At 59.5% G+C, this 17,990-nt stretch carries 18 protein-coding genes; 6 read left to right on the plus strand and 12 right to left on the minus strand.

Features of this window, described 5'->3' with window-relative positions; genetic code table 11:
- Window positions 1-52 precede the first annotated feature (52 nt).
- The 8 genes from EOD29_RS25650 to EOD29_RS25685 form a co-directional block, all read right to left on the minus strand.
- Window positions 53-1,216, minus strand: a complete 1,164-nt coding sequence (locus EOD29_RS25650; protein ID WP_127248286.1) for an AAA family ATPase — start codon at window positions 1,214-1,216, stop codon at window positions 53-55.
- Complete coding sequence (locus EOD29_RS25655; protein WP_245475426.1) at window positions 1,213-1,800, minus strand: TadE/TadG family type IV pilus assembly protein; 588 nt, start codon at window positions 1,798-1,800, stop codon at window positions 1,213-1,215. Before EOD29_RS25655 ends, EOD29_RS25650 begins: the two co-directional genes overlap by 4 nt.
- A gap of 41 nt (window positions 1,801-1,841) precedes the next feature.
- Window positions 1,842-2,339, minus strand: coding sequence for a TadE/TadG family type IV pilus assembly protein (locus EOD29_RS25660; protein WP_127248288.1), 498 nt, complete (start codon window positions 2,337-2,339; stop codon window positions 1,842-1,844).
- Between the two features lie 5 nt (window positions 2,340-2,344).
- Window positions 2,345-3,865 (minus strand): pilus assembly protein TadG-related protein, encoded by a 1,521-nt coding sequence (locus EOD29_RS25665; protein WP_127248289.1) that lies wholly within the window; start codon window positions 3,863-3,865, stop codon window positions 2,345-2,347.
- A gap of 68 nt (window positions 3,866-3,933) precedes the next feature.
- Window positions 3,934-4,221 carry a hypothetical protein gene (locus tag EOD29_RS25670; protein WP_127248290.1) on the minus strand — a complete coding sequence of 96 codons (288 nt, stop codon included), beginning with the start codon at window positions 4,219-4,221 and terminating at the stop codon, window positions 3,934-3,936.
- Window positions 4,208-5,650 (minus strand): type II and III secretion system protein family protein, encoded by a 1,443-nt coding sequence (locus tag EOD29_RS25675; protein ID WP_127248291.1) that lies wholly within the window; start codon window positions 5,648-5,650, stop codon window positions 4,208-4,210. The genes EOD29_RS25670 and EOD29_RS25675 overlap by 14 nt, the downstream gene beginning before the upstream one ends.
- A 69-nt stretch (window positions 5,651-5,719) precedes the next feature.
- Window positions 5,720-6,754 carry a Flp pilus assembly protein CpaB gene (gene cpaB / locus EOD29_RS25680; RefSeq protein ID WP_127248292.1) on the minus strand — a complete coding sequence of 345 codons (1,035 nt, stop codon included), beginning with the start codon at window positions 6,752-6,754 and terminating at the stop codon, window positions 5,720-5,722.
- Between the two features lie 95 nt (window positions 6,755-6,849).
- Window positions 6,850-7,062 carry a Flp family type IVb pilin gene (locus tag EOD29_RS25685; protein ID WP_127248293.1) on the minus strand — a complete coding sequence of 71 codons (213 nt, stop codon included), beginning with the start codon at window positions 7,060-7,062 and terminating at the stop codon, window positions 6,850-6,852.
- Between the two features lie 496 nt (window positions 7,063-7,558).
- Here EOD29_RS25685 and EOD29_RS25690 point away from each other — a divergent pair, with 496 nt between their 5' ends.
- From EOD29_RS25690 to EOD29_RS25715, 6 genes are read left to right on the plus strand one after another with little or no spacing between them, the layout of a single operon-like run.
- Window positions 7,559-8,944, plus strand: a complete 1,386-nt coding sequence (locus tag EOD29_RS25690) for a CpaF family protein (RefSeq protein ID WP_127248294.1) — start codon at window positions 7,559-7,561, stop codon at window positions 8,942-8,944.
- Complete coding sequence (locus tag EOD29_RS25695; protein ID WP_127248295.1) at window positions 8,944-9,915, plus strand: type II secretion system F family protein; 972 nt, start codon at window positions 8,944-8,946, stop codon at window positions 9,913-9,915. Before EOD29_RS25690 ends, EOD29_RS25695 begins: the two co-directional genes overlap by 1 nt.
- Window positions 9,916-9,923: 8 nt before the next feature.
- Window positions 9,924-10,880, plus strand: coding sequence for a type II secretion system F family protein (locus EOD29_RS25700; protein ID WP_164763847.1), 957 nt, complete (start codon window positions 9,924-9,926; stop codon window positions 10,878-10,880).
- A gap of 54 nt (window positions 10,881-10,934) precedes the next feature.
- A complete protein-coding gene (locus EOD29_RS25705) occupies window positions 10,935-11,483 on the plus strand; it encodes a tetratricopeptide repeat protein (RefSeq protein WP_127248377.1) in 549 nt (182 codons plus the stop codon).
- Window positions 11,480-12,025, plus strand: coding sequence for a prepilin peptidase (locus EOD29_RS25710; RefSeq protein WP_127248296.1), 546 nt, complete (start codon window positions 11,480-11,482; stop codon window positions 12,023-12,025). Before EOD29_RS25705 ends, EOD29_RS25710 begins: the two co-directional genes overlap by 4 nt.
- A gap of 24 nt (window positions 12,026-12,049) precedes the next feature.
- Window positions 12,050-13,090 carry a phosphatase PAP2 family protein gene (locus EOD29_RS25715; RefSeq protein ID WP_127248297.1) on the plus strand — a complete coding sequence of 347 codons (1,041 nt, stop codon included), beginning with the start codon at window positions 12,050-12,052 and terminating at the stop codon, window positions 13,088-13,090.
- Here EOD29_RS25715 and EOD29_RS25720 read toward each other — a convergent pair.
- From EOD29_RS25720 to EOD29_RS36075, 4 genes are all read right to left on the minus strand, one after another.
- Window positions 13,055-14,146, minus strand: a complete 1,092-nt coding sequence (locus EOD29_RS25720; RefSeq protein ID WP_127248298.1) for a phosphatase PAP2 family protein — start codon at window positions 14,144-14,146, stop codon at window positions 13,055-13,057. The genes EOD29_RS25715 and EOD29_RS25720 overlap by 36 nt on opposite strands.
- Before the next feature lie 29 nt (window positions 14,147-14,175).
- Window positions 14,176-15,582, minus strand: a complete 1,407-nt coding sequence (locus tag EOD29_RS25725; RefSeq protein WP_245475428.1) for a penicillin-binding protein activator — start codon at window positions 15,580-15,582, stop codon at window positions 14,176-14,178.
- Window positions 15,583-15,608: 26 nt separating this feature from the next.
- Window positions 15,609-15,977 carry a hypothetical protein gene (locus tag EOD29_RS25730; RefSeq protein ID WP_095826434.1) on the minus strand — a complete coding sequence of 123 codons (369 nt, stop codon included), beginning with the start codon at window positions 15,975-15,977 and terminating at the stop codon, window positions 15,609-15,611.
- Between the two features lie 72 nt (window positions 15,978-16,049).
- Window positions 16,050-17,990, minus strand: a 1,941-nt coding sequence (locus EOD29_RS36075; RefSeq protein ID WP_164763837.1) for a type I secretion C-terminal target domain-containing protein, incomplete at its 5' end; no start/stop codon positions are given.

A 17,990-nucleotide genomic window follows, 5' to 3' on the forward strand; every position in this document is an offset into this window, starting at 1 on the left:
CTTTGTCGCAATTCCGGATGGAAAACCGCTGCGCGGATCTCCTGGAGTTGCTCTAGCGCTGGGCATTGTCCAGCCGCTCCTTGAACATGCGCTTGAGGTCCTTGTTGAAGCGGGCCCGCCCGTCGACCTCGGAGGGCAGGATGGCGCGGTTCAGCGCATCGGCCAGCAGCGCGTTGTCGAGCACCAGCGACTTGATGTGCGGCGCCTTGAAGATCTTCTCCAGCTCGCTGCGCGAGAAGTGATTGCCGAACCATTTGCGCTTGTGCTTGTTGGCGACGAGCGTGATCGAGACGCCGTTGCCGCGCAATTCGCGGATCTTCTTGTAGAGCCGCTTGCCCTGCCTGAGCGAGGCGACATTGAGCTCGAAGACGATGAAGATCTCGTCGCTGGTGCGCAGCACCGACTCGTGCCACGGCGTCTCGATGTTGGGCAGGTCGATGACGATGTCGTCGAAGCGGTAGGCGACGAGGTCGAGCAGGCGGAAGACGAAATCGGCGCCGCGTGGCTCGAACGGCAATTGCGGCCGCTCGAAGGAATAGAGCGTGAGGCCGGACGGCCGCGACAGCTTGATGACGTCCATCAGCTCGACATCGAGCCGCTCCGGCTGGCCGATGATGCCGGCAAGGTCGAACTGGTTGAACTGGTTGAGATAGGCGCCGCAATTGGCGCTCTGGAAGTCGAGGTCGACGAGGCAGGTCGAGGCCGCCCGCTCGGCCGATTTCGAGGCGAGATGCTCCGCCGCCGAGATTGCCAGCGTCGTCGCGCCGGCGCCGCCGCTGGCGGCAATGAAGGTGACGATCCGGCTCTTCGTGCCCTGGTTGCCGGTGTCGTGGAAGGTGACGGCGTTGAGCAGCTCCTTGGGGTCGAGCGGCTTGTGCAGCCAGTCCGACGCATTCATGCGCACCAGCACCCGCGTCTGCTCCGACGTCAGCTCGCCCGACACCGCGATCAGCGGCACCGAAGCCCAGGCCGAGCGCGCCTCGACGATCGCCGCATTGCCGAGCAGTTCGCCATCGCCGAGATCGAGGATGATGATGCCCGGCCGCGCATCGACCGGCGGCCCCTTGAGGAACTCGACCGCTTCCGAAACCCTGACGTCGTAGATCGCCAGCGCGTCGAGCCGGGTGGTCACGTCGTGCCTGAAATTCGCATCCGACGAAAACAGCGCGACCTGCTTGCGTTTCGTCGGCAGCACTCTGGTGTCGATGGCGTTCATGGCGATGTACTCTTTAAATCTTCACCCGTTACTGTACTGAGCATTGAAGGCATCGTCATATTGCCGAACCCGAGCAGACCGCCCAGGAAAAAGAACTGGAATTGATGGTTGACGATGCTGACCGTGATGGTCGGCACCGGTCCGCCTGGGCGTGTCCAATAGCCCAGGCCAGATGCCTGATATTGAATCCTGACTTCGGATTTCTGGAGCATCGGCAAGAATGTCTGCATCCCGGCACGGGTGGTGCTGCCACTGAAGATCAGGTCAAAGGCGGCCTGGCTCACAGTGAGGTTTTGGCATGTTGCACCTGTTCCGCAGGTGCAAGAGGCAACTCCGGCAGTGTTGGCGGTGCAGATGTAGTTATACGTGTTTAGCGCGACCGCAGTGCCGACTTTGGTCGTATCGCTTTGGGTCAATGTCTCGAGTGAGAGGCCGCTAGGAACGGGAGCGGAAATTTGTGCCAGCCGGGCGCCGGCCTGGACCGCCTTGTTTGCAGCATTCCATTGGTAGAAGGCATAGCCGAAGTCGACGAAGCCAAGCAGCAGGGTCAGCAGCAACGGCATTGCGATAGCGGCTTCGATCATCGCCGCCCCCGACTGACAGCTCCAAAACGGGTTGCGCGGAGTCACCATCCGAAGACGCGCTCCTGATGGGCCACGCTGAGTGCGAAATTACCAAAGCCGAGATAGGACCAGAATCCGAGATCCGGATACGTATACGAAGTGCTGACCGTCACCACGTCGACGGTGCTCTTGCTGCTGAGATAGATCTGGGTAGGGGGCGTGGTGGTCGTATCGGCCGCCGCAGTGGATGTCTTTGTAATTGTGACTTGTGCCGGAAGCCAACCGGTCACCCTGGCGCTGGTGCCGTCGACCGCGCCATAGGCCGCGAGCTTTTGGGCCAGCCCCTTGCAAGTGTCCCAATCGCTGCTGCAGCGCGCCATGTAGCGAGCCGCATCCTTGACGCCAGCCTCAAGCAGCAGACGCGTGTTCAGGATATTGGAGAACTCGAATACGCCAGCTGACAACAAAAGCACGAAAGGTGCGACGATCGCCATTTCGACTAAGGCTGTGCCGTCCTCGTCGCGGCGGAACAGTTGGGTGATGTGGCCGAGCTTGGTCATGAGACTCACCGGTAGAGTTGTGCTTCGTTCCGGAGAGCCTTGTCGAGAGTGCCGTTTCCTAGCGGACCGTCGACGTCGACGATTTCAAGGCTGATGGGCTTTTCGGCAGCGGTGGAGTCTTCATCGCTTTTCGTGTTGTCTTGCTTTTGCACAGGACTATTCACAAAAACGCTCGCATATCCATCCGGCTTTAGCTGAGTGTGGCCATTTATTTTGGATTGGTTGGCGATGCAGTCGACAATTGCCATGTTCAGCAACCGTCGGTCAGGATCGACAGTAGGCGTATCACCCTTGAAACATGATGGGGTGCCGCTCTCCTTAGATGGGCTCGGCGACTTGTCGCCGACAAGATTTTGGGAAATCTCGTACTTGTAGACGTCGTACCGAGACGCGGGATGGGTCGTGTCTCCGGTCGGGTAGCTGGCGCTCGGGATCGACGGATAAGCGGCGCCGTTGTGGTTTATGCTCCAGTATGTGCTCCAAAAGCTTTGGGCGCTGATTGGATCGCTCATCCCCGTAGAGCTGTTATAGTTATCACCGGGGGGGAGACCCATTGCCGAGCCGTCGGTGGCTGCGGTGAACTTGTTGCAATTGCTGGTTTTATCGGCACCCTTGCGAACGTTGCTTGCAGGGCGATAGTTCCAGTCCTTATTGTACTTGCTCAATGAGCTGCTATAGATATCGAAGCGGACATTCAGGCCCGCGTTAACCTGGCCCAGGGTAACACCCGTCTTCGTTGTCAGCTTGTCGCGCTGATAGCAGGTGCCGGCTGTGCCCATTGCGATTGCGTCTCGCAGCGAAGTCAGGCTGTTGTCGATCAGCCCAAAGTTGCCCGGACCCGGATTTGAGTCCACTTTCAGAATGCGAAATTCGCGGCTGTAGGTATCGCCCGAAGCGAACGCTTCCTGAATCGTCTTGCTGGTTGCGGGTGTAGCTGTCTCAAACGGGTTGCACATGAAGATCGGCACGGTTTCGCAGATGGACTGGGTGAAGCCGGCCACCGCCTGCGGATCAATATCCATCGTGTCGCTGCCACCATTGAAACTGGCTGGAAAAATCGTCGCGAAGGCCCCCGCGCCGTCAGTGAGGCCTGAGGGGTTCACCGTTACTTCCGCGAATGACACAGCCTTTGGATCCGTGCTGGCCCAGTTCACGCCGTTCGAATCGACACCGGCGGCGCTTAGTCGTGTGTTGTCGCTGGCCGGTATTCCAGTCAGATAAGTTACCGTTACATCGGTGAGGGCGAGTTGGTGATCGCCTGCTGTCGAAAACAGCGTTCTGTTGGCAAGGAGATTGGCGACGGCCCTGTTGGCCCTGGTGATGCTATCCGATCTGCCGTCAAGCTCCGCCGCGGCGGCTAGAGCCAGCGCGTCGACACCTTTCTGCAGATCGTTGTGAAGTCCGTTTGCTCGGCTCATATCGATTGCAAGAACAGCAAAGCCGACAAGCACCGGCAGCATGATGGCGACGAGGATCATCGCTATGCCGCGTTGATCGTTCCAGAATTCACGAATGGGCGTCAACATGATCTACTCTCTGTTCCATTCGTGCCAGGCGCCTCGCTCGCCTGACGCACCGCATCCTTCTCCTTAATTCACTGCGTTCCGGACGGGCCGACATTCACCGTCATGTTTGTCGTTGGCGCCGGCGCTGGCGGGAACTTGTATCTCTGAACGACGCCGACGGACCGCGCCCCATTGCCTTCGATCTTGGTATTGTTGGAAGCCGGGTTGTAGGGATCGACCGTCTGCAGCAGCTGGTTGGCTTTCTGCGAGTCTCCCGCAGCCAGCGTCATCGTGTCGTAATTGTTCAGATAGTCCGCCGCGCAGCCCGCAAGCAGGCTGGAGCCGAGAAGGACGAGCAGGAGCTTATTTCTTGACATAGACCAGCTTGTCCTTCGATTTCACATCCAGCATGTGGCCGTAAGGGCCAGTGACGCCGTCGCCATGCTCGTACTTCCGGATCATGTCCTTGCTGACCTCGAGCTGGCCGAGCAGGAACAGCTCCGGATCGTTGGCGGGCTTCGTCTTGTCGAAAGGCGTCGCCAGTTGCTGACCAGGCTTCACTGGCCGCACGATATGCGGCGTGACGATGATCACCAGTTCGGTCTCTTCCTTCTGCGTGCTCGAATTCTTGAACAGCGCGCCGATAATCGGCACCTGGCCGAGCCAGGGCACCTGTTCCTGCAGCCTGGTGTTCTTGCTGGAGAGCAGCCCACCCACCGCGAAGCTCTGGCCGTCACGCAGGTCGACCGTGGTCTGCAGCTTGCGATTGGTGAAGATCGGATCGCCGGCAGGGGTGAAGCCGGTCAGGTCGCTCACTTCCGGCGCCAGCTTCATATGGATCTTGCCGTCATCGAGCACGACAGGCGTGAAGTTCAGATTGACGCCGAACTGCTTGAATTCGATTCTCACCGCGTCATTGAGGACGGTGCGGATTGGCACCTCGCCGCCGGCGTTGAAGCTCGCGGTTTCACCAGAAGCCGTGGTGAGGTTTGGTTCGGCCAGCGTACGCACGACTCCTTTCGACTCCAGCGCCTCGATGATTAAGTCCACTTTGATGTTGCTGTCGATGACGCGGGTGATCAGCGCGCCGAAGGGATTCGAGGTCGATAAAAGCCCGGTGACCAGATCTCCGGGGCCGAGCACTACATTGTCCTTGTCGACAGCCGCGATGCCGGTACCCGTCCGCGTCGTACCGCTCCCATTTGTGCTCCTGATCGACACCCCGAGATCGCGGTCTGCGTTGCGTTTGGCTTCCAGAATGCGCACCGAGAGATTTACCTGCTCGCTGTCGTCGATGGTGACGGCGTTGATGATGGCGTCAGGACCATATTGCTGCGTCACCTCGACGATAGATGCGAGCGTCGCAGCGTCCTTGACATGGCCGCTCAGCCGAACTTTGCCGTTGATCGAACCGATTTCGATGCGGGCTTTCGGCGCCACCTGGCGGATCGCGGCCGCCATGTCGCTGACATCCTGGCCGACCTCGATCTGAATGGCGCCCAGCGAGCGCTTGTCCTCGGAAAACAGGTTGACCGTGGTGGTGCCGACGCTCTTGCCGATGATGTAGAGCGTCTTGTCGGTCATCGGCTGCGCGTCGGCGATCTTCTCGTCACCGACGACGATATCGCCCAGCGTCGCGTTAACCTGGATCGTGGCGGATTGCGAAACCGGCACGAAAACGCGGTGCAGCGATGGGCTTGACACGTCGATGAAGCGGTCAGCCGCATGAGCCATTGGGCTCAACGGCAACAAGGCCGAGGACCAGGCTAGAGCGGCAGCGGCCAGTGATCCCCGAAAAATTCGCATCTAGATCGTCCCCCTTGCGGATCCATTCCAGCGGACCCACCCGGATCCCCTATCCGAATGCGCCTTTCGCTATCTCTGTCGCGGCACGTCGTATGTTTCGAGCTTCACGCCGCGAAATACTCCGATTGTAGCCCGCGCTGGCGGTTCCGGCTGCACATATTTTACAACTTCCTTTACAACTTCTTGGGGTTGTGGTGCGGGTGCCACAGTGGGCTTCACCTTGCTCAATTGATCTATCTGGCTTCCGACCCGTTCCACGGCCTGAGCCAGGCCATCAATCTTCTCGCTGGCGCGCTTGCGCTCTTCGGCCGCCGCCGCGTCTGCAGCCTTCTGCCGCTCAAGTTCGGCCTGCCTCTTGGCGACATCCTCCGGCGTATCGCCGGTCAGGTCTGCAAGTGTGACTCTCTCCGTCGTCTCGCCCTTGTTGGCCGCGGTCTGGCGAAGCGCCAGCGACAACTGACCGGCACCAGCGGCTAGCGTCAGCTTCTGCGCATCCTTGGTGCTGACCTCGACGGTCACCGCTTTAACAACTTGCGGGTTTTCTTTGCTCTCGTCGGCGACCTGGTCCACGGCAAGTACCTTGACGCTCTGCAGCAGCACGTCGACGAAACTTCTGTCGACGCCTTCGTCGCCGCGCACGGTGCGGGTCAGGAGAATGTCGACCCGGTCGCCAGGAAAGACGAAGCCTGCAACACCCAGCACATCGTTAACTCTGATGGAAACGGCTTTCATACCTTCGGCGAGCACGGCCGAAAGCGTGGCGCGCTGCCCGGCACCGGTGATCTTGCTGGCAAGGATTGGCTCATTGACGCTGATCGTCTGCAAGGCTTGCCGCGCGCCATTGCCAGCCAGCGCTTCTTTGACGGTCTTGAAGGCGCCCGCTGGAACTGCCCCGGTGGGCCACGCAATCTCCCGCAACTTGTCGGCGCTCAGCGTGTCGCCGAATTTCAGCGGCATTGCCGCGACCACAATGCTGCCTGCTTGCACGCCATTGGATTGCGCCAATGCATTGCGCTGATTGGCCAACCAAATATTGGCAAGCAATACAGCCAGAACGCCGAAAACGCCGGCGAGGACTATCATGATAAGCGTGTTAGCGCGCATAACCCCAAGCCCCAGGAAAATAGTGCGAGAATTCGCCCGCCACAACTGAGTCCAGGCCCGGATTGCCCAACCCGGGCCTGATGCTGATTGAATGATCAGGAACCGGTGCCGCTGGCGCAGTTGCCGATGCCGGAATTGTCCATGGCGGTGCAAAGGCCGCTGAACCGGCCCGTGACCCACCCGCCGATACCGATGACGAAGCCGATCGCCGCGACCGCGATGATGCCGATCAGGATCGAATATTCGACCATAGCAGCGCCGTTTTCATCGTCGCGGAACTGCCGGGTCATCGTCATGAGCTTTTTCATGCCAATTTCTCCCTTTGGAGGTTTGAACCCGACGAGACAGAGCCAAGGAATGAACCCCATACCCAAGCATCCCCCGTCACGTGCAATCCTTGTCCCGCAAAAAAGCCGAGTCAAACGGATTAATAGTCCGTTAACCTTTGAATACTCGATCCGAGAGTTTTCTGTTTCTCACAACACCTTGATTCGCTTCGTTTTTCAAGCGATCTTAACCATTCGTTCACAATTCTGCCTCGTTCGGGCCGATGCTCCGCCACATTAGGGATGACGCATAAATGATTATATCTGGTAGCTTATGCGAACGGGTGTGCTTGGGCCGACAAAGGTCCTAAGACTTTGGTCTGTAAAGCGGGGGCAGGGGAAAATAAAACGATTTCTCAAATACGGTTTTCTTAACTATGTCGCAACTAATACTTCTAGTGTGTCCCCTACGCCGCTTGTGCCTCTCGTGGTTAACGCTTAGTTTCGAAGTCGGGGAAATCAGAAGGGGTTCGGCGGCATGTTGGGTCGCTTCATCAAAGGGTCTGGAGAGCACCGCGTGGCGCCGCCGACCGCAATTGTCACAGCTGCAAATGGACCGGCAGTTGCCCCTGCCGCGGAAGCCGAACCACAGAGTGACGATTTCCTGACGCTCAAAGTCGAGCTGCATCGCCATCTTATCGACCGCTTCAACCTGGCTGCTCTTGAGAATGCCACGAAAGACGAGATCCTCAATGAGATCCGGCCGATCGTGCGTGAATTCGTGCGCGGGCGAAATATTCCGCTCAATGCGCGCGAGCTCGATCAGCTGACCAGCGATACTGCGGACGAGATGTTGGGGCTCGGCCCGATCGAGCCGCTGCTCAAGGACGATTCGATCGCCGACATCATGATCAACACGCATGAGCACGTTTTCATAGAGCGGCGTGGCATGATTGAAGAAACCTCGATCCGTTTTCGAGACGAGGCGCATCTGCTCCGCATAATCAACAAGATCGTCTCGGCCATCGGCCGGCGCGTCGATGAATCCTCGCCGATGGCGGATGCGCGCCTCGAAGACGGATCGCGCGTCAACATCGCCGTGCGGCCGGTTTCGGTCGATGGGCCGCTGGTCTCGATCCGCAAATTCTCGAAGAATCCCTATTCGCTTGAACGCCTGATGGCGTTCAATTCGATCCGCCAGCCTATGATTGATATGCTGCGAATCGCCGTGCAGGCGCGCAAATCGATCCTGGTCTCGGGCGGCACCGGCAGCGGCAAGACCACACTGTTGAACGCCTTGTCGAGCTATATTCCAGGCAAGGAGCGCCTGGTCACCATCGAGGATGCGGCGGAGCTGCAATTGCAGCAGCCGCATGTCGGCCGGCTTGAAACGCGCCCCCCCAATGTCGAGGGCAAGGGCGAGATTCGCCAGCGCGAGCTGGTGAAGAACGCGCTGCGCATGCGGCCGGATCGCATCATCGTAGGCGAGGTGCGCGGCGAGGAAGCCTTCGACATGCTTCAAGCCATGAATACCGGCCATGAGGGCTCGATGACAACCATTCACGCCAACACCCCGCGCGATGCCATATCGCGCCTGGAACAGATGGTCGGCATGGCTGGCATGCCGATGACCAATGAGTCGATCCGGGCGCAGATCGCCTCCGCCATCGACATCATCGTGCAGACCCAACGACTTTCCGATGGCGGCCGGCGTGTGGTCTCCATCTCGGAGCTGACGGGTATGGAAGGCAGTGTCGTCCAGTTGCAGGAAATCTATCATTTTGTCAGGCGCGATGTGGCCGCCGACGGATCTATCATAGGTGATTTCCGGGCGACCGGGGTTCGTCCGCGGTTCGCGGCAGAGGCTGCTACGCTTGGTCTCCACTTCGGCAAGGATGTGTTCAACCCGCAGGTTGCCCTGTGATGCTGACTGGACAGGAGCTTCTCTATTTTATCTATGCCGTTGCAGCGGCTTCCGTCATTCTTGCCGGTGAGGCCTTCTATCTCTCGCTGGCCGGTCGACGCTCACGTTTCGCCGCGGTCAACCACAGGATTCGCCGCCTCGCTGATGAAGCGCCGGCGGAAAAGACGTTAAAAAGCTTGTTGCGTGAACGCGGCCTGACCGAATCCGGAGACTTTCTCTTCGGCTTCGTGTGGCTCAATCGGCTGTATACACAGTCCGGAATCACCGGGAACCCGCTGATTTTTGCCGCGGTGTTCCTGCTTGCCGGATCGGTGATTGCGCTGATGCTGACACTGCTTTTCGGCTTTTCGCTTGCCGCAGCGGCGATGGTGTTTCTGGTCGTGGGTCTTGCGCTGCCTCTTCTTGTCCTACGGCGCGCCCGCAGCAAGCGAATCCAAAAGTTCGCCAAGCAACTCCCCGATGCCCTGGACATGATTGTTCGTTCCCTGCGCGCTGGGCATCCTGCCTCTGTTGCCATAGGTCTCGTCGCTCGTGAGATGCCGGACCCGCTCGGAACGGAATTTGGCATCGTCGCCGACGAAATCACCTTCGGGCTCAGCATGGAGCAGGCTGTAAGAAAGCTGTCGGAACGCGTGGGTTTCGAAGGACTGCATTTGCTGACGATTTCCCTGTCGATCCAATCGAAAACCGGCGGCAACCTCACCGAGATACTGGCCAATCTTTCGACCGTTCTTCGTGAACGGCAAAAATTGCGGATGAAGATCAGAGCCCTCTCGGCCGAAGGGCGAGTCTCCGCATGGGTTATCTCGCTGTTCCCGCTTGCAATGTTCCTGATACTGCAGGTAATTGCGCCGTCGTACTACGGAAAGATTTGGCATAGTCCGGTCATCTATCCGGTGTTCACCGTGTTCGGCGGGTGGGCGTTGCTTGGCGACTACATCATGTATCGCATGGTCAATTTCGACTTCTAGGAGTGACCATGAGCCTGCTTTCGAACATGAACGGCCTGACCTTCCTGGTCTCCCTCGCCGTTTTCGCGGCGGCGGTGGCTTTGTTCCTGTTCGCGGCACTGGTTCTTATGCCCGCGATGCAGACCCGGAAGCTCGTTTCGGACAGCCTATTGGGCGAGGGCTCGGTCGATCCGCGATCAATTCTCGGCCAGGATCAGCGCGCCAGGCTCGCAGCGCAGAAGCCGATCGATGCCTACTTCAAGGCGGTTGAAAAGGAACACATGCATCCGGATGCGCTTGAGGCGAAGCTGTTCCGCGCTGGTTTCTATCAGAAGAGTGCACCTTTAATTTACACGCTCAGTCGCCTCGTCTGTGTGTGCGTGGGCTTTCTGGCGATGTATGCGCTCTTGTCCTGGGTGCTGCCCCCTCGACTGCCCGGTTTCGTTCCTTTGGCCGGCTCCGCGCTGCTCGGCCTGGCTTGCGTCGTCATCCCGAGCATCATGCTGGATCGTTTCGAGAACAAGCAGAAGCAGATCTATCGTCGCGCCTTTCCCGATTTCATGGACATGATGATCACCTGCGCCGATGCGGGCATGAGCCTGGAGGCGGCGGTCGAGCGGGTCAGCCACGAACTCGCCGGCACCCATAAATGGCTTGGCATCCAGCTTTCGATCATGAATCTGCAGCTGCGTGCGGGCAAGCCGCTGCGCGACGCGCTTCGCGAGCTTGCCGATCGCATCGGCTTGGAGGAGGCAAAGGCCTTGGCGGTGCTCTTCCGGCAGTCGGAAGAACTCGGCACCAGCCTGACGGAGGCTTTGCGCGTCTATAGCGCCGAGATGCGCGACCAGCGTATTCTCCAGGCGGAAGAGCGCGCCAATTCCTTGCCCGTCAAAATGATGATTCCACTGGGGCTTTGCATTTTCCCTGTGGTGATGATGGTGATTATGCTACCGGTGATCATTCGCATGAAGGGCATTTTCTTCTGACCCGTCGTATGCTTGGATTCTAAAATTGAGTCGGAGGGCTCCTTGGGGCACAAAATGATGAAGCCGACGCGCCTCGCCGTCGCAGCCGGTGTGCTTCTGGTCATGCTCGCCGGTTGCCAGTCGACCGACACCACCGGCGTCGTGCGCACCAACGAGCCCGCGAAGGGCGACTACACGGCTTTCGGCGACACCTTCGATGGACTGAAGACGATCAGCGACGTCGACTACTATGCTTCGGACCAGGCGGTCACCGAGGCCAAGACACAATTCCGTTCCGAGAATTACGGTAACGCCGGCGCCCTGTTCTACAAGGCGACACGATTGGCGCCCAACGATGGCGTCGCCTGGCTAGGCCTTGCCGCCTCCTGCGACCGCATTCGTCGCTTCGATCTTTCCGATATGGCCTATAGCCGGGCCTCCAGGCTGCTCGGAGCGACTCCGGAGTACTACAACAATGTCGGCTACTCTTATCTGCTGCGCGGCAAGCTGCAGGAGGCGCGGACGAATTTCCTCAAGGCCTACGAACTCGCGCCCAACGATCCGACTGTGGTCAATAATCTGAAGCTGCTGTCATCCAGTGTGCAAAACATAGAGCGGTCATGAGCCTTTTGCTTGCCGCGTCGCTGTTGCTTAGGGCGCTGGCCATCCCGCTCCTTGGCAAGATTGCCTGGACTGATTTCACCACGCAGAAGATTGCCAACCGTGACGTGCTGCTGCTGATATGCCTCGGTCTCGGTTCGCTCCAGCTCGTGTCCGTGCAGACCGGATCATGGTGGGACATGAGCCTGAGCGCGATCGGCTGTGTCCTGCTGTTCGTGGCGCTGTTTCCGTTTTGGGTCTTACGCAAGCTGGGCGCCGGCGACGTGAAGCTGATGGCGGCCGTGCCGCTTCTGATTGGCGGAAACGGCCTTGTCGTGTTCACGATTTTCCTGCTGATCTTCGCGCTGGCGAGCGCGGCATTGGTCAAGAATCCCTTTCTCCTGCCGGCGGGTGCCTTCCGCCTCTACGTGCAGCATATGGACAGGAAAGGTGTCGTGCCGTTCGGCGTGCCGATCTCGGCCGCCGCGATCTGCGCGATCCTATTCCAGATCTATGGCGGTGTGATGCTGGCTAGCAGCTCCGGGGTACTGCAGCAGCTTAACTAGCATTTAGGTCCGGGGGGTCCTTCCATGTCAATAGCGAGGCTGGCGGTTCGCAGCAGTTCGGCGGCGTGGCGCGCCAATCAACCATTCTTCGTGACGGTGATTGCCTATATTCTTCTCGCGCTGACCGCTGCGGCGCATTGGAAAATTGCCATCGACGTAAAACTGTACAATAAGAATTTCTTGTTTTTTGGGTCTGTAGTAACCCTTATCCTTGTTGTCGTTGTTTCGGGTCGATTGATCATTGAACGGCCAGCGCAGCCGTTGCGTGCCCTAAAGGATCTTATGCTCGCTTACAACCTGCCGTATCGAATTATAGTAGGATTGCCAGTTGCGCTCGTCTTCCCGCTCTTTTTCTCGATGTTCACTAGCATCAAGGAAGGCATCAGCAAGATTCAACCATTCTATGCCGACGCGCCTCTGACCGCGATCGATAGGGCAATTCATGGCGGGATCGATGCCTGGAGATTTTTTCATATTTTGCTTGGCTTTGGCACTGTCACTTTCTCGTTGAACGTTCTCTACAATCTCTGGTTTGCTGAGGTTTTTATCGTTTTGTTTTGCGTCGTCTTTTCGACGAGGAACGAAGGCCTGCGTTCGCAGTTTTTGGTCACGTTCATCCTTACCTGGGCATTGCTGGGCAACGTTCTGGCCACGGCCTTCGCTTCAGTCGGGCCAGCATTCGTTACCACCTTTTACGGCGACGCTACATTCTCTCCCCTGATGGACTATCTCCAGACGACCAACGTCACCTATCCTGTGTTGGCGCTGGACACGCAGAGTTATTTGCTGAACGCAGGCCTTGATGGCCCACATTTGGGCAGCGGCATCTCGGCGTTTCCGTCCGTTCACGTTGCTGCTGCAACCCTGAACGCGATCTATCTCTGGCGTTTTGGGCGGTTAATGCGCTGGGCTAGCATTGCGTTTCTAGCCGCAATTCAGCTGGGTTCGGTACACTTGGCCTGGCACTACGCGGTGGATGGATACGTTTCGATGCTAATGACGCCAATCATCTGGGCTATCGCAGGACTGTCAAACGCCCGCCTTCGCCGGACCGACACAGACTGAGGTGCCCGGAACTGACTCGACTACAGCAGTTCTCGGAGTTGAATAAGCCAACTTAGAATTCTCGCGAACCGCTATTTGACTGTTAATGCTTCGACCACTGTATCGCCAGATTAGTGCAGTCGCAGCGATGGCCAGATATCCGTCTACGGCGTAGTGCCAGCCGAAATATACGGAGCCAAACATGATTGCGGCAAAGTAGAACCAACCCCAATAGCTGATTGCTCGCCCGAACTGCGAAAGGAACAACGCGTTGAGCAAGGCCACGGCCACATGCAGGCTTGGCATCGCCGCGATGCCTGTTCCAAAAACGGTGCGGTCAAGGGCGTAAGATGAATAAAGATAGTCCGACGTTGCAATCATGGCCTTGCCGGAAAAAGTCGTGCCAAGCACCGCGATTAGATCGGCAAAGCGATCGCCACCGGCTATTCTTTGGAAAAAAATAGGTCCAGCCGACGAGCCAAGGATCCTAACGACGCTTCCCAGAACGACTGCAACGAGAAGGAGCGAAAGAAAATACCGGGTCCGAACCGCATCGTCTTTGGTGAAGGCCGCCACGAGAACCATACCGACCATTTGGACGAACCAGACCGGGCCATAGAGCACAAATAGACCGGGCTCCAGCGGTTGCGGAAAAACGGCATGTGTCGTTTTCCATGGATCGCCCGCGTGTATCGTAGCGTCCAGCCAGGCCAGAACGGGATCTGCAAAGAACGAAACATAGAGCGGTGTGATGTGTTTGAGCGTGGAGAACGCGGCGGCACAAAGAAGGAAAATCCCGACCACAATCAGTGCGCCTTTGACGCGGTCGCGTAGCTTTTCCACGATGAACGTCAAAGGGGAAGAAGGCCGGGAGAAAACAGCGACGCCTGCCATCCCGAACAATGCGAATAGGGGAAGGGCGAGCGAATATTTCTTCAACGTATATTCGGTTAGAATCGCGAAATAAGTTGTGGGTGCCATGGCGGCGGCGACGGCGACATAGACGAGGCAGAGGATAGCCACGCCGCGCGCCGTGATGCCCAAATGCTTCGTGTTAACCGCGTCGACGACTTCCACTCTTCCCTCCGGCTTAACTAGCCGCCCCCTCAAAACCCCGCAGTCTGTTTCTCCACCAGCTTCAGTCTACCCTTTTCCACCTTGAAAAACGGCATCGATCTTTGGCTCGAGCCGTCGGCGCGGAAGCGGAACAGGCCGGTCGAGCCGCGGAAGCCGCTGGTGTTTTCCAGCACCTGCTTGGAGAAACCGTTCGGGCCGACCGAGCTTGCTATGCCGGCCGACAGCGCCACCATGTCGTAGGCGTAGGCGACGTTGACGTCGGGCTGGTAGTTGTAGGTCGCTTTGAAACGGTCGGCGATCGGTCCGGTCTCGCTCTGGTCGAGCGTTGCGATATAGGCGCCCTCATAGAGCGGACCGATCCGGCGCTCGAGCCAGCGCTCGGTGCCGATCAGGCTCACGGCCTTGCCCGGAATACCCTTCGCCTTGAGCGCCGCCAGCACGGCGACAGGGCTGCCGTCGCCGCTGGCGACGACGACGGCGTCGGGCGCCTCGACCAGCGAACCCATGTCCGACACCACCTTGGCGGCGTCCGACGCCGAATAGGGAAGCGTCACGGCAAGCGTCGCGCCATAGATGCTGAGCGCGTTCGCGACCCGCGCCTCGAGGGCGCCGGCGTTCGCGCCCGCCGGCACCAGGAGCACGAATTTCTTGGCGCCCTTGCTGGCGACCGCTGCCGCGCCCGCCGCCGCGCTGTCGGCTTCGCTCAGCCGCACCGAATAGACGCCGGGGCCGCCGGCGAAATTGTCGGCCAACGCCAGCACCGGCGGCCGCTGCGTGCCGGAGAGCTTGGCAAGGTGCTGTGCCGCTGCAAGCTCGGCCGGCCCGATGACGACTTTCACGCCGCCCGAAGTGATCGCCTTCACCGCCAGGTCCTTGGCATAGCCGCTGTCGCCGCGCGTGTCCTCGATGGTCAGCGTCACCAGCTTGTCGCCGAGATCGGCCATTGCCAGGCGTGCGGCATCATACATCTTCCTGCCGTTCTCGCCCGCGCTGCCGGGGGCGGAGAGCGGCAAAAGCATGGCGATCTTGGTCGAGCCAGTGCCGAGCGTCAGATTGCCCTTGGGAACGGTCGCTGCAGAGCTGGCGGTCAGCTGCGAGGGCCCGGCGGTGGTGGCTCCGGCCTGGCTTGCCGGAGCGGCGATCGCCGCGGGATCCAGCACCTCCGATGCCCCGTTCTTCGACTGGCAGCCGGAGATCGCCGCGACAACGGCAAAGGCGAGCGCCGCAGCAATTCCAGGAAAAGTGCGCAGCGGTTTCCCGTCCGCGATTGCGCAAACACAAACAGTCGGAGCAGTTCGGCGTTTCCCCGAAACGCTGAACTGCTCCAACGCTCGCGAAAACCCGCGTCGGAAATGCCGCGCCACGCCGGCATGCGTGGCGACCCACGCCGGTCGCACGCAAGCGTCGGCCTCCGCGCAGGCTGTCTTGGCCATCATCGCAGCTGGTCGGCGCGCCCGTCAGCTCAGTGCATGTACTCGACCATGCGGTCGTGGAAGCATTCGCACTTGTTGAGGTAGTCCTCGTCCTTGTAGTTGGTCTTGAGGTAGCCATAGGCCTTGCCGCAGGCGACCTTGGCTTCCGAGGCCCAGACGAAGGCGGGGCGCGACGAGTTGATCCATTCCGGGCTGTTGGCGACGGCGACCGATTCGTCCATCAGCTTCACCACATGGTCCTTGAGCTCGACCATGTTGTCGGTCAGCACCAGGTCCGAGGTGCCGACGGTGCGGCAATAATTCACCGCCGGCTCGCCGATGATATCTGCGGCAAAGCCGGTCGATCCGGCGAGCAGCACCGCCACGGCCGAAGCCAGCAGTCTTGCGGAATGTTTCATGTAAGCCCCTCTCCAAATTGCGAATTCACGGTTCGCTAACGCATAGCATAGCAGCACGGCCGCGCATAAGCACTAAATCGTGGCCGTGTGCTGTTGATGGTTCGTGTCGTCGTAAAGGATGTTGATTGTTCCGGCCGCAGGCGCGTTCTGAAGAACGGCGACATCGACGAAGTTGGCGGGATTGCCCGAGCCGCTGGCGTCCACGCTCACCGTATTGGTTTCGCTGTTATAGTGGACGTAGTTGCTGATATTGCCGGCAGGCGCGGTGTCGAACAGGGCGCTGAGGTCGATCTTGTCGCCCTCCGAGCCGTGGTAGTCGGTGATCAGATCCTTGATGTCCAGGCTGTCCAGCTTGAACGTATCGGCGCCCGAAGTGCCGGCCATGGTCGACGCAGCTCCGGAAGCGGCGCTATCGAAATTGCCGAATCCGATATCGGCGACCGCGCCCGTCTCGCCATTGGCGGTCGTGAAAGTTGCTTCGCCATAGGTCAGGACCGAGCCGTCGGCCGAAACCGAATGCTGGTTGTTGCTTTCCAGTCCGATCTCGACGATGCCCAAAGCGGCAAGGCTCTTGAACTCACCTGGGTCCGACACGCCATTGCCATTGGCATCCTGCCAGACACCAAATTGCGCGAAGTCGTGGTCGGCGGCGGTCAGCTTGCCGTCATGGTTCGTGTCGTAGACCTGCTCGAGCGCGGCAAGGTCGGTCGCAGCACCCGGGGCGTGTTGGGTGAAGGCGATTTCCGAACCGTTGTTCACCTTGCCGTCGCCATTGAGGTCGATCGCCAGGATACCGTCATGCGAATCTACCCAGGCGGTCTTCGAGGCGACACCATCGCCGTTGTAGTCGAACGAAACGGTGGAGTGCGTGAGATCGGTGGTCTGGATTCCGTCGTGGTTGAGGTCGAGCACCACCGGGGTGGCGACGGCGAAAGGCGTCAAGCCGTCTTTGACGTGAACAGTGAAATTCGCCGTTCCAGTCTGGTCGCCGTCACCGTCCGTAAGCTGCAGCGTCACCGGAATGGTGTGGTCGACCGTGGTCGATGTCACACCGACGTCCGTGAGGTTGAGCTTGGTCTTGCCCGAAGACTCGTATGCGTCGACCCAGGCGATCTGCAGGCCTGCAGGCGAATTGATCGTCAGCGACGTCGCACCGGTCGTTGGAATGAAGGAAGCGGTGCTTCCGTCGGTGTAGTGGGCGACGAACTCGACCTTGTTGCTGGCGCTCACTGCGTCGAACGAAAATTTGGCATAGCTGACATTCGCCATGGTGATGGCCGGGGGCGTATAGCCGCCGGCGCCGTCGTAGTCGTTCGGCGCACCGAAATCGAAGCGCATGAACTCGCCCGCGTCGAAGTTATTGTTGCCAAGTCCCCAACCGGCGGTCGAGCCGTTGACGTTGGACGTCTGCGCGAGCGACGGATCGCCGCCTGCCAGCCAGGCAGCCTCGTGAGCTCCAGTGAAGATGCCGCCGGCATCCGTGGGCGCCCAGCCGGTCACCATGACGATGTTCTGACCGCCGGCCGTCACGACGATGGAGTTGCTGGGGCCGGCGCCGAATGAACCGCTCGAGGCAATGGAGACATTGCTTGTCATGCCGTCAAGTTTGGCCAGCAGATCGAAGGTGTATTGCCCCGAGGTGCCGGCCGCGGTGTTCACCGTGACCGTGAAGACCGCCGTGTCGCCGGCGTCATGGCTTCCGTTGTTGTTGTTGTCGGCGTAGGCCGTCAGCACGTTGCCGACCTGCTCTGTGACAAGATTGTGCCCATTGGAGGTCAACCCGGTTGTATTGACCGTGATCGTCATGGCCGCGCCGGCGCCGTCAGCACCGGGAACGAAATTGATGGCCCCGACGGCGGGCGTCTGCGCGGGGTCGTTGCTGGCCTGCTGGCCCTGCACGCTGTTCAGCGTCGGCACGTCGTCGATGATGTTGGCCGAGAGCGTGCCGGTGGCGTTCTGGCCGTCCTGGTCGGTGAGCGAGACGGTCATGTTCTCGAACAGGCTGTTGGTGCC

The sequence above is a fragment of the Mesorhizobium sp. M1A.T.Ca.IN.004.03.1.1 genome (genome assembly GCF_003997555.1).
Lineage (GTDB): Bacteria > Pseudomonadota > Alphaproteobacteria > Rhizobiales > Rhizobiaceae > Mesorhizobium.